Annotated in this window: 13 protein-coding genes; 12 read left to right on the top strand and 1 reads right to left on the bottom strand. The window is 28.2% G+C overall.

Annotated elements, in window-relative coordinates; genetic code table 11:
* Positions 1-103 precede the first annotated feature (103 nt).
* Entirely contained in the window at positions 104-1,243 is a 1,140-nt protein-coding gene (nspC, locus tag RGC78_RS05970) for a carboxynorspermidine decarboxylase (RefSeq protein WP_252212505.1), read from the top strand.
* Between the two features lie 43 nt (positions 1,244-1,286).
* The gene (gene speB / locus RGC78_RS05965) at positions 1,287-2,132 is read left to right on the top strand and encodes an agmatinase (RefSeq protein ID WP_252212504.1); all 846 of its coding nucleotides are present in this window, start codon (positions 1,287-1,289) and stop codon (positions 2,130-2,132) included.
* 114 nt (positions 2,133-2,246) lie between these two features.
* Here the strand turns inward: speB and RGC78_RS05960 are convergent, their stop codons facing one another.
* Entirely contained in the window at positions 2,247-3,332 is a 1,086-nt protein-coding gene (locus RGC78_RS05960; protein ID WP_252212503.1) for a glycerol dehydrogenase, read from the bottom strand.
* Between the two features lie 225 nt (positions 3,333-3,557).
* Here RGC78_RS05960 and RGC78_RS05955 point away from each other — a divergent pair, with 225 nt between their 5' ends.
* From RGC78_RS05955 to secF, 10 genes are all read left to right on the top strand, one after another.
* Positions 3,558-4,427: a radical SAM/SPASM domain-containing protein gene (locus RGC78_RS05955; protein ID WP_309556230.1), complete on the top strand. Its 870-nt coding sequence runs from the start codon at positions 3,558-3,560 to the stop codon at positions 4,425-4,427.
* A 134-nt stretch (positions 4,428-4,561) separates the two neighbouring features.
* Positions 4,562-5,143: a hypothetical protein gene (locus RGC78_RS05950; protein WP_012424791.1), complete on the top strand. Its 582-nt coding sequence runs from the start codon at positions 4,562-4,564 to the stop codon at positions 5,141-5,143.
* A 170-nt stretch (positions 5,144-5,313) separates the two neighbouring features.
* Complete coding sequence (ruvA, locus tag RGC78_RS05945) at positions 5,314-5,910, top strand: Holliday junction branch migration protein RuvA (RefSeq protein ID WP_252212500.1); 597 nt, start codon at positions 5,314-5,316, stop codon at positions 5,908-5,910.
* 35 nt (positions 5,911-5,945) lie between these two features.
* A complete protein-coding gene (gene ruvB / locus RGC78_RS05940; RefSeq protein ID WP_252212499.1) occupies positions 5,946-6,980 on the top strand; it encodes a Holliday junction branch migration DNA helicase RuvB in 1,035 nt (344 codons plus the stop codon).
* A gap of 18 nt (positions 6,981-6,998) precedes the next feature.
* Entirely contained in the window at positions 6,999-8,024 is a 1,026-nt protein-coding gene (queA, locus tag RGC78_RS05935) for a tRNA preQ1(34) S-adenosylmethionine ribosyltransferase-isomerase QueA (RefSeq protein WP_252212498.1), read from the top strand.
* 143 nt (positions 8,025-8,167) lie between these two features.
* On the top strand, positions 8,168-9,307 hold the full coding sequence (gene tgt, locus RGC78_RS05930; RefSeq protein ID WP_252212497.1) for a tRNA guanosine(34) transglycosylase Tgt: 1,140 nt from the start codon (positions 8,168-8,170) through the stop codon (positions 9,305-9,307).
* Positions 9,308-9,414: 107 nt separating this feature from the next.
* Positions 9,415-9,690, top strand: coding sequence for a preprotein translocase subunit YajC (gene yajC / locus RGC78_RS05925; protein WP_252212496.1), 276 nt, complete (start codon positions 9,415-9,417; stop codon positions 9,688-9,690).
* A gap of 61 nt (positions 9,691-9,751) precedes the next feature.
* The gene (locus tag RGC78_RS05920) at positions 9,752-10,126 is read left to right on the top strand and encodes a TIGR04086 family membrane protein (protein WP_252212495.1); all 375 of its coding nucleotides are present in this window, start codon (positions 9,752-9,754) and stop codon (positions 10,124-10,126) included.
* A 234-nt stretch (positions 10,127-10,360) separates the two neighbouring features.
* On the top strand, positions 10,361-11,617 hold the full coding sequence (gene secD / locus RGC78_RS05915) for a protein translocase subunit SecD (protein ID WP_252212494.1): 1,257 nt from the start codon (positions 10,361-10,363) through the stop codon (positions 11,615-11,617).
* Positions 11,610-12,500, top strand: a complete 891-nt coding sequence (gene secF, locus RGC78_RS05910; protein ID WP_252212493.1) for a protein translocase subunit SecF — start codon at positions 11,610-11,612, stop codon at positions 12,498-12,500. Before secD ends, secF begins: the two co-directional genes overlap by 8 nt.
* Positions 12,501-12,577: the final 77 nt, after the last annotated feature.

Raw genomic sequence — 12,577 nt, 5'->3', positions numbered from 1 at the left:
AAAATAATATTTGGTTAATTTAATATTATTAAATTCAACTACTTAATCCATCAAAATTTTACTAAAACATAGCGTAAATTTAAAATTAGGAGGGATATATTTTATGAATGATATAGATTTAAATAAATTGCCATCACCATGTTATTTGATTGATGAAAGACTTTTAAAAAAGAATTTAGAAAAACTAGATTATGTTCAAAAGGAGACAGGTGCTAATATTATTCTTGCAACAAAAGCCTTTTCTATGTATTCTACATTCCCTTTAATAGGTAAATACTTAAAAGGGGTTACTTCAAGTTCGCTTTTTGAAGCTAGACTTGGATATGAGGAGATGGGAAGACAAGTACATATATTTTCTCCAGCATACAGAGAAGATGAATTTGATGAAATAATGAAGTATTGTGATCATATAGTATTTAATTCTTTCAATCAATGGAGACTTTATAAGGATAAAGTAAAAAAATATAAGGATAAGAGAATAGAATGTGGAATTCGTATAAATCCAGAGTATTCAGAGATAGAAACAGATATATATAATCCTTGTTTTGAAAATTCCAGAATGGGAGTTACTTTAGAAAATTTTGAACCAGAAGAACTTGAAGGAATAGATGGATTACATTTTCATACTATGTGTGAACAAAATTCAGATACTTTAGCTCGTACCATTAAAGTTGTTGATGAAAAATTCGGTAAGTACATTAAAAATATGAAATGGTTGAATTTTGGTGGTGGACACCATATAACAAGAGAAGATTATGATATTGAGACTCTAATAGAAACAATTTTATATATGAAAAATAAATATGAAATTGATATTTATTTAGAACCTGGTGAAGCAGTAGCTTTAAACAGTGGATTTCTAGTATGTACTATTTTAGATGTAATAAAAAACGGAATGAATATTGCAATAGTAGATACATCAGCAGCTTGCCATATGCCAGATGTACTTGAAATGCCATATAGACCTCATATTATAAATTCAGGTATGCCAAATCAGTATGAACATACATATAGGTTAGGTGCTCCAACTTGTCTTGCAGGAGATATAATAGGAGATTATTCTTTTAAAAAGCCCTTGAAAGTAGGGGATAAGCTAGTGTTTTGTGATATGGCTATTTATTCAATGGTTAAAAATAATACTTTTAATGGAATAAACTTACCTTCAATAGTTAAATATAGTGAAGAAAAAGGAATAGAAGTTATAAAAAAATTTGGATATGAAGATTTTAAATCACGATTATAAAAAAATTAAATTACATTTTATGCTAGAAAGGATTTAGAGAATTATGAATAAGAATGTAGAGACTTTTATAGGATGTGACAATAATTACGATGAATCAAAAATAGTTATTTTTGGAGCACCATTTGATTCAACAACATCATTTAGACCAGGAACAAGATTTGCTAGTAAAGCAATGAGAAGTGAGTCTTTTGGAATTGAAACTTATAGTACATATCAAGATAAGGATTTAGAAGATATATGTGTTTTTGATGGAGGAGATTTAGAACTTAGTTTTGGAAATCCAGAAAATGCATTAAATGATATTGAAAAATTTACATCTAAAATAGTTAATGACAATAAAATACCATGCATGATTGGTGGGGAACATTTAGTAACCTTAGGTGCATTTAAAGCTATAAACAAAAAATATCCTGATGTCCATGTTATACATTTTGATGCTCATGCAGACTTAAGAAATGATTATCTAGGACAAAAATTATCTCATGCAACAGTTATGCATAGAGTGTGGGATATAGTTGGAGATAATAAAATATTTCAATTTGGAATAAGATCAGGAGAAAAACAAGAAATTTATTGGGGAAGAGATCATGTTTTTACGAATAAATTTAATTTTAATCAACTTGCAGAGATTGTTGATAAATTAAAAGGAAAGCCAGTCTATTTTACATTAGATTTAGATGTATTAGATCCATCAGTATTTCCGGGAACAGGAACTCCAGAAGCTGGTGGGGTTACTTTTATGGATTTGTTAAAAGCAATATTAAAGATAAGTAAGTTAAATATTGTAGGAATGGATATAAATGAACTTTGTCCTATATATGATAAAAGTGGAAGTTCAACAGCATTAGCTTGCAAAGTATTAAGAGAATTGTTACTTAGTATATATTAACAAATTTTTAATTTATAGTAACTTAAAATGAAAAAGTGTAGAATAATGAATTTTATTTCGTTAATCTGCACTTTTTTGCTTATGTTTTATATAAAACTTAATGCTTAATTATTATTAAGCTCGTCCTAATTTATTAGCTGTTAAAATAGCAGCATATACATCATAAGGGGTAACTTCAAATGGCATATTGTGAATAGTTTCACCTTCAGCACAGCAAGCTTCGGCAACTCTCATTATATCATCTTTATCAATATTTTTAATTCCCATCTCAGATAAATTAGTTGGAAGACCAAGTGATTTACAGAAGTTTATAACTTCTCTAATTTCTTCAATAGGAGCATTTTCTAATACTAATTGTGTTATTGTACCAAAGGCAACTTTTTCACCATGGTATAAATCATGACATTCTTTTAAAATTGTAAACCCATTATGGATTGCATGTGCGGCAGATAAACCACCACTTTCGAAGCCTAAACCACTTAATAATGTGTTTGCCTCTACAATATTTTCAACTGATTTAGTAACAACATTGTTACTAACAGCAAGCTTAGCTTTATATCCTTCTGATAATAATGTTTTGTAACATGAATAAGCAAGAGTTTCAGCAGCAAGAGTTATATGTCCTCCACATAAATTTAAACTATTGGCTCTTTTGCAAGCTCTCACCTCAAAATAAGTTGCTAGTGCATCTCCCATGCCAGAAATTAACAATCTTGAAGGAGCATTAACTATAATTTTTGTATCTACTAATACAACGTCAGGATTTTTCTTTAATAGTAAGTATTTATCAAAAATACCATTATCTTTATAAATAACAGACAATGCACTACAAGGAGCATCTGTAGAAGCAATAGTTGGAGCTATTACTACAGGAACATCTTCATAATATGCTACAGCTTTAGCAGTGTCTAAAATTTTACCTCCACCTATTCCTATAACAACATTACAATTATTTTCTTTAAATGATTTTTGTAATCTCATTATTTCAGTTTCTGAGCATTCTCCATTAAATATTTCAAATGTTAAATTTTCATCGCTATTAGAAAAACTATTCTTTATAGTATTAGATACCCTCTTCATTCCAGAGGTACTAATGATTACAAAAAAGTTATCTCCTAAATTATTAGTGTGTGTTGCTATATTTTCAAGTTCGCCATTTCCTTGAACATATTTACCTGGTGAAATGATAATATTTGCCATGATTATCCCTCCTAAAATATATAAAATAATATAACTCTAGTATAGCATATATAATTCAGAATATGGTTTATGTTACAAATTTTAATAATTTAAAAAGTATTGTTTATATACTTTCAACTTATTTCTTTTTAGTTTAGTGCGTTTTTTGTGATTATTTATAGAAAGTTATATAATAAATTTAGTATAATATCATTATTAAAACGATTGAAAAGGTGAATAAAATTAATGAGAAAATTTAAAAGAGTATATATAGAAATAACTAATATTTGCAATTTAGAATGCAATTTTTGCCCCAAGACAAGTAGAAAATTAAAATTTATGAATGAAGAATCTTTTGAACATGTTCTAAAATCTATAAAACCATATAGTGATTATGTTTATTTTCATTTAATGGGTGAGCCATTTTTAAATTCTAATCTTGAAAAATTTTTAGATTTAAGCAATAAGTATGAAGTGAAAGCTAATATTACTACAAATGGAACATTAATAAATGATGTGAAGGATATATTGATTAAATCACCAGCACTCAGACAAGTAAATATTTCACTTCATAGCTTTGAAGCTAATAATAAGAAAATAAAATTTGAAGAATACATAGAAAATATAGTAAGTTTTTGTGAAGAAGCTACAGAAAAAAGTAATATAATTTGTTCATTAAGATTGTGGAATTTAGATACAAGATATAAAGCAAGTAATGATATGAATATAGACATATATAGTATTCTTGAAGAAAGATTTAATTTAGATTATAACTTAAAAGATATATTAAGGGAAAAAAATAGTGCTAAACTTTCTAAAAATGTATATTTAAGTATGGGGGAAAAATTTAAATGGCCATCAATCAATAGTGAAGAGTTAGGAGAAAGAGCTTTTTGCTATGGATTAAGAGATCAAATAGGAATATTAGTAGATGGAACAGTTGTACCATGCTGTCTAGATAGCGAAGGTAATATACCACTTGGCAATATATTCAAAAGTGATTTAGAAGAAATTTTAAATTCTAAACGAGCTAGAGATATGTATGATGGTTTTTCAAGAAGAGTTGCAGTAGAAGAGTTGTGTAAAAAGTGTGGATTTATAAATAGAGTAAGATAATATACAAGGAATTTGTGCTTTTAATATGTTGTTTATATGTGCATAAGCAAAGTGCACCAAACAATTACTAAAATAGTAATAATGTGAATAAATATGATAAATTTGGTCAATGCTTCTAGTAAGGAGTGATGAATATGAAATACAACAAGAAAAAGTTATCTGTTATATGTATTTTAATGTTAGCAATTATATTTTCTTTAACTTATTATTTAGTAGATAAATCTGTTAATAATAAAAATTTACTTCAAACTTCACAAGAAAAAGTTAATACAGATGTTGAGATAAATAAACTAGAAGATAGTGTTAAGGTAGCGCTATTTGCTGGTGATAAAAAAGAGAGTGATATGACTGTTGCTCAAATAAAACAACAGTTAAACATAGATGGTGATCTAACTAAAGAGGAATTAATAAAAATATTAAAAAATAGTGGGTATGCGTTAGATCTTACATCCAATAGTCAAATTATGTTTAAGAGAGATACTTCAAATGCATTAGAACCTAATAAATATTACATTGGTGAAAAAGATGGATATTTAGCTATATATCAGACAGATGAAAAAGGGAATGCATCTATAAAAAATAGTGAAGATGTTTTTTTAGATAATAAACCAATAGAAAATTTACGTGATGTAGATAAGTCTAAAATAAAGAATTTTGAACTTAAATACAATACAAAAGATGAAGCCGAAGAAAGTGTATCTGAATTAATATCATAATGTTTATGTTTTAAAGAGTTATGCCGTTGTTGAATTTATATTAGCAATAGTATAACTTTTTTGATTGTATTTTTAATTGAAAGATTTCTTATAAAATGGTAAAGTATAAGTTAGGTTTCAAAGTCGTCTTGACGATTTTTTTATTTAAAACTATAGGGGGATTGTTTTGGATGTATGAATATATAAAAGGTGAATATATGGGAATAAATAAAGATTATATCGTTGTTGAAAATAATGGAATAGGATATAAGATATTTACTTCAGGTGCAACTATGTCTTCAATGCCATGCTGTGGTGAAAAAATAAAATTATATATTGAACAAATTGTAAGAGAAGACTTTATAGGATTATATGGTTTTGAATCTTTAGAAGAATTAGATATGTTTAAACTATTACTTAGTATAAATGGTGTTGGAGCTAAGGCTGCTTTATCATTATTATCTATAAGTCGTTTAAATAATTTAAAATATGCAATAATTACTGGTGATGAAAAACATCTTTGCAGAGGTGTTGGGATAGGAAAAAAGACTGCAGCTAGAATTATACTAGAATTAAAAGATAAGTTGAAACCAGATGAGTTATTGAATTGTATAGATGAATTTGATGATGTAACTGTAGATAATTCACTTGCTATTTCAGAAGCATTGAGTGCGTTAATTTCTTTAGGATATACAGAAAAAGAAGCGGAAAAAGCTCTTAAAGAAGTGGATAAATCTGAAAGTGTTGAAAATATAATAAAAAGTGCATTAGTTAAGTTAATGGGTTAAAATAAAGTATTTAGTATGTAAATGGGGGTGTATTTATGGAAAGAATAGTAACTCCAGCTGAAATGTTTGAAGATGGAAATTCTGAACTTAGCTTAAGACCTCAAAAAATAAATGAATATATAGGTCAAGATAAAGTAAAAGAAAGATTAAATATATTTATAAAGGCCGCTAGAAATAGAAAAGAAGCCCTTGACCATGTGCTTTTATATGGTCCACCTGGACTTGGAAAGACTACTTTAGCTAATATTATTGCCAAGGAAATGACTGGAGATTTAAAAATAACATCAGGTCCAGCAATAGAGAGGGCAGGAGATTTAGCAGCTATATTAACGACATTAAAAGATTATGATGTTTTATTTATTGATGAAATACATAGATTAAATAGAAGTGTTGAAGAAATTTTATATCCTGCTATGGAAGATTATGCATTAGACATTGTTATTGGTAAGGGTGCGGCTGCTAAATCTATAAGACTTGATTTACCAAAATTTACATTGATAGGTGCAACTACTAGAATCGGAATGCTAACATCTCCATTAAGAGATAGATTTGGTGTACTTTGTGCAATGGAATATTATGATGAAATTCAATTAAAGGAAATTGTAATAAGAAGTGCGGCTGTATTTGGATGTAAAATTACTGAAGAGGGAGCTTTAGAAATTGCAAGTAGATCTAGAGGAACTCCTAGAATAGCTAATAGATTATTAAAAAGAGTTAGAGATTACTCAGAAGTAAAATCTAATAAAGTAATTTCTTTAAAAGAAGCAAGAGATGCATTAGAATTACTAGAAGTAGATAATCAAGGGTTTGATAAGGTTGATAATAAAATATTAGAAGCAATTATAGATAACTTTAATGGTGGACCAGTTGGAATAGAAACTTTATCTTATTTTATAGGTGAAGAATTAGGTACGATTGAGGATGTTTATGAACCTTATTTACTTCAAAAAGGGTTTATAGTAAGAACTCCAAGAGGAAGAATTGCAAGTGATAAAGCTTATAAACATTTAGGAAGAGTTAATAATAAAAATAACAATTCAAATAAAGGACAAACAAGTTTTTTTAAATAGTTAGGAGACGCGATAACAATGAACGTAAAAGACTTCGATTTTTATTTACCAGAGGAATTGATAGCTCAACATCCTTTAGAAAAAAGAGATACTTCAAGACTTATGGTTTTGGATAAAGAAACAGGGGAAATATCTCATAAGAATTTTTATGACATTATAGATTATTTAAATGAAGGTGATACTTTAGTATTAAATAATACAAGAGTAATGCCAGCTAGATTAATTGGTGAAAAAGAAGGAACTGGTGGAAAAATAGAATTTTTACTATTAAAAAGAGTAGAAAAAGATAGATGGGAATGCTTAGCTAAGCCAGGAAAATCAGCAAGGGTAGGAAAAAGATTTACTTTTGGTGAAGGAAAATTAAAAGCTGAAGTAGTAGAAGTTAAAGAAGATGGAAATAGAATAGTAGAATTCTATTATGATGGTATATTTGAAGAAGTATTAGATTCTTTAGGAGAAATGCCATTACCACCTTATATTCACGAAAGATTAGAAGATAGAGAAAGATATCAAACAGTATATTCTAAAGAAAATGGATCAGCAGCAGCACCAACGGCAGGTCTTCATTTTACTGAAGAATTATTAGGGAAAATAAGAGATAAAGGTATTAATATTGCTTATGTAACTTTACATGTTGGTCTTGGAACATTTAGACCAGTTAAAGTAGAAACTATAGAAGATCATGAAATGCATTCAGAATATTATCATCTTTCAAAAGAAGATGCTGAAATAATAAATGCAACTAAAAAAAGAGGCAATAGGGTTATTTCAGTAGGTACAACATCTACTAGAACTTTAGAAACAATAGCAGATGAAAATGGTAATGTAAAAGAAACAAGTGGGTGGACTAATATCTTTATATATCCAGGATATAAATTTAAAGTAGTTGATAGGTTAATAACTAATTTCCACTTACCAGAATCTACATTAATAATGCTTGTTTCAACTTTAGCAGGAAAAGAACATGTAATGAATGCATATGAAGAAGCTGTAAAAGAAAGATATAGATTTTTCTCTTTTGGAGATGCTATGTTTATAAAATAATAATAATTTTTGAGTACATTGATGAGGTGACATAGTCAAGTGTCTCAATTATAAATAAAGAGCTAAAAAATAAATAGCTCTAATTAATTTTCCTAATACTATTAAGGAAGATTTCTAAAAATTATAATTAAGAGGTGACGCTTGTGAGTAAAAGATATACTTTATTAAAAAAGGATGGAAAAGCTAGAAGAGGAGAATTTGTAACTCCTCATGGGACTATACAAACCCCAGTATTTATGAATGTAGGTACATTAGCAGCTATAAAAGGTGCAGTATCAAGTATGGATTTAAAAGAAATTGGATGTCAAGTTGAATTATCTAATACATACCATCTACATTTAAGACCTACAGATAAGGTTGTTAATAAGTTGGGCGGATTACACAAATTTATGAATTGGGATAGACCAATACTTACTGATTCAGGTGGATTCCAAGTTTTTTCACTTTCAGCTATGAGAAAAATAAAAGAAGAAGGTGTTTACTTTAATTCTCATATAGATGGAAGAAAAATCTTCATGGGACCAGAAGAATCAATGCAAATTCAAAGTAATTTAGCATCTACTATTGCAATGGCTTTTGATGAATGTATACCAAATCCTTCAACAAGAGAATATGTTGAAAGATCAGTAGCAAGAACTACAAGATGGCTTGAAAGATGTAAAAATGAAATGGATAGATTAAATTCACTTCCAAATACAATAAATAATGAACAAATGTTATTTGGAATAAATCAAGGTGGAACATATGAAGACATAAGAATAGCACATGCTAAAGAAATTGTTAAAATGGATTTAGATGGGTATGCAATTGGAGGGCTTGCTGTTGGAGAGAGCCATGAAGATATGTATAGAATTATAGATGCTGTTGCACCATATCTTCCAGAAGATAAACCTATATATTTGATGGGAGTTGGAACACCAAGCAATATATTAGAGGCTATTGATAGAGGCGTTGATTTCTTTGATTGCGTACTTCCAGCAAGAAATGGTAGACATGGCAATGTGTATACTAACGAAGGTAAGCTTAATTTAATGAATGCAAAGCATGAATTAGATGCAAAGCCTATAGAAGAAGGATGTCAATGTCCAGCATGCAAGCATTATACAAGAGCATATATAAGACATCTATTTAAAGCAAAAGAAATGTTAGCTATGAGATTATGTGTATTACATAACTTATATTTCTATAACAACTTAATGCAAGAAGTAAGAGATGCCATTGATGGCGGATATTTCAAGGAATTTAAAAATAAGAAAATACAAGCATGGGAAGAAAGAAAATGATAGTTTAATTGACAATATATCTAAAAAAATGTAAACTATCTATCATGGAATAAATCACAAAAAATCAATAATACTATGTTTTATTGATAAATTTATGGAGGTAAAAGATGAATAATATAGGTGCAATACTTATGAATGTACTACCATTTTTGGTTGTTTTCGTTGTATTTTATTTCTTACTTATTTTACCAGAAAAGAAGAAGAAAAAACAATATGGTAATATGATAAGTGAATTGAAAGTTAAAGATGAAATTATGACAAGAGGTGGAATCATCGGCAAAATAGTAAATATTGATGATGAAAATATAGTTATTGAAACAAGTGCAGCAAAAACTAGAATAAAGCTTTCAAAAAGTGGAATATCATATAAGTTAAATAAATAAAATCAATCATAATGCCTCTTGATGCTTCATAAAATGAAGTATTAGGAGGTGTTGTTTTAAAATGCAAAATAACAATAATAATTATTTGAGATCTGTTTGCAAAGGCTCCATTGGAGCAGTAATATTAAGTTTTGTTGGTGCAGTTGTCTTATCTTTACTTATGAAGATAGTGGAATTTACACCAAGTATATTTAGTATGCTGTATGTAATAATATCCTTAATAAGTTTAGCTATTGGTTCTATAATTGGGGCTAAAGCTAATAAGTCTAAAGGATGGTTAGTAGGACTTGGAATAGGCATAATATACTATATGGCTTTATTTATAATTTCAAGTTACATAAGCGGAGCAATAACATTTAAAATTTTTGATTTAGCTAAATTTGCAATTTCTATGGGGATTGGATTCTTAGCAGGCATGCTAGGTATAAATTTATAAATATAAAAATCTTTATTAAGAATTTTTAATGTGATATAATCATTTTGGTTGGAAATATATTGAACAATCAATTTTAGAGAAAAGTATAAGTTTTGGTTTAATATGAGGATAAATGTATCTTCAATTTACTAGCCAAGACTTATATTTAAAATAGTAGTTTTACATAATAAAAAACTAAGTGAAGTTTAATTTATAAAACTATAATAGCTGTTTATTTAGCAGAGGGGGATTAAAATGAAGAAAAAAGGAAAAAGTTCAGCATTATTCGTGGTAATGGTTCTTGTAACACTTTTTTTAGCTTTTTCAGGATTTAAAGGATTTGTAGTAGGCGGATGGGAAATTAAATCTTTTAATGATGTTATAAAAAAAGGTCTCGACTTACAAGGTGGAGTTTCTGTGTTAATGGAAATTCAAGAAGATAAAGTTACAAAGGAACAATTAGACAGTACAAAAGAGCACATCTCTTTAAGAGTTAATAAGATGGGTGTAGCTGAAACTATTGTAACGACAGAAGGAGAAAGAAGAATAAGGGTTGATATTCCAGGTGCCTTTGATTCTCAAGAAATTGTAGAGAGTTTAAGTAAATCAGGAAACTTGGTTTTTAAAAGTCCAGAAGGTGAAGAAATTCTTACTGGTAAAGATGTTAAAAAAGCATCAGCAATTCTTAATCAACAAGATGGAAATCCAGTTGTATCATTAGAACTAAATGACGATGGTCAAAAAGCATTTGCTGAAGCAACAGGAAAATATGTAGGACAAAAAATTTCAGTTTATATGGATGATGAGCTTTTAACTAGTCCTACAGTACAAACTCAAATTACAGATGGTAGTGCAATAATAACAGGAAGCACTAGTTTAGAAGATGCTAAGAAATTAGCTGGAATAATAAATTCAGGAGCATTACCTGTTACTGTTAAAGCTGCTTCAGTACAAAATGTTGGAGCACAACTTGGAGCTACAGCGCTTCCAAATGCTTTAAAGGCAGGAGCAATAGGAATAGGGTTAGTATTCTTATTTATGATTTTATATTACAGAGTTCCAGGAATATTAGCTAGTATAGCGTTAACATTATATATCACTATTACATTATTAATATTCTCTGAAATTGGAGTAACTTTAACACTTCCAGGAATAGCAGCATTACTTCTTACAATAGGTATGGCAGTTGATGCAAATGTGCTTATTTTTGAAAGAATAAAAGAAGAATTGAAAAAAGGTATATCAATAAAGACATCAGTAAAAAAAGGATTTGAAAATGCTCTTTCTTCAATAGTAGATTCAAATGTAACAACAATTTTAGCAGGATTAATTTTATATTTCATTGGATCAGGAACTGTTAAAGGTTTTGCAGTTACTTTAATGATAGGTATAGTTGTAAGTTTATTCACATCATTATTTGTAACAAAATTACTTGTCAATTTATCAGTTGATATAGGATTGCTAAAAAAATTACCTCATTTTGGAGTTAAGAGGGAGGAAGAACATGTTTAAAATAATAGAAAAATCAAAGATATGGCTTTCAATTTCTCTAATTATAATTTTAATTGGATGTGGATTTTTGTTTACTAAAGGCTTAAACTTTGGAATAGATTTTAAGGGTGGTACTCAATTAACAATTCAATTAAAAGATGGTATAGATAAACAAGATGTAGATAATACAATAAAAACTTATGCAGCAGATGCTGTCACAAATACAATAAATGATAATCAATATGAAGTAAAATCAGGAGATTTAAATAGTGAAAAAGTATCATCTATAATGACTGAATTAAAAGAAAAGTATGATTTATCTGATGATGCACTACTTAATCAACAAGAAATAGGTGCTTCAATAGGTAAGGAATTAACAAAAAATTCATTGATAGCATTATTTGTTGCATGTATAGTTATGCTTATATATATAGCAATAAGATTTGAATTTAAGTTTGGTGTTGCAGCTTTAATAGCAACAATACATGATGTATTAATAACAGTAAGTGTATATGCTATTTTTGGAATACCAGTAAATACTTCTTTTATTGCAGCAATTCTTACTATAATAGGTTATTCTATGAATGATACAATAGTAATATTTGATAGAATAAGAGAAAATTCTAAGATTATGAGAAGAGCAAATTCAATAGAAATAGCTAATACAAGCTTAACAGAAACTATGACAAGATCTATAAATACAACCCTTACAACGTTATTTACAATAATTGCTGTGAATATATTTGTACCAACAGTTAGAGAATTTACTGTTCCACTTATTATAGGAATAGTTGCAGGTGCTTATTCTTCAATATTTGTAGCTTCTCCAGTATGGGTTTATCTTAAAAATAAACTTGGAAATGGCAAAATTAAAGCAAATAATAAGAAACTACAAAGAGTTTAAACATTTATATAAAATTAAATATGACTTTTAATTTAAGGCACATGAAAGAAAATAATAGACCAAAAATGGATCGTATA

It is taken from the genome of Clostridium aquiflavi, assembly GCF_031344075.1.
In the GTDB taxonomy this organism is placed as follows: domain Bacteria; phylum Bacillota; class Clostridia; order Clostridiales; family Clostridiaceae; genus Clostridium; species Clostridium aquiflavi.
The sequence above is the reverse complement of the archived record's forward strand: the minus strand, read 5'-3'. Positions and strand labels throughout refer to the sequence as shown.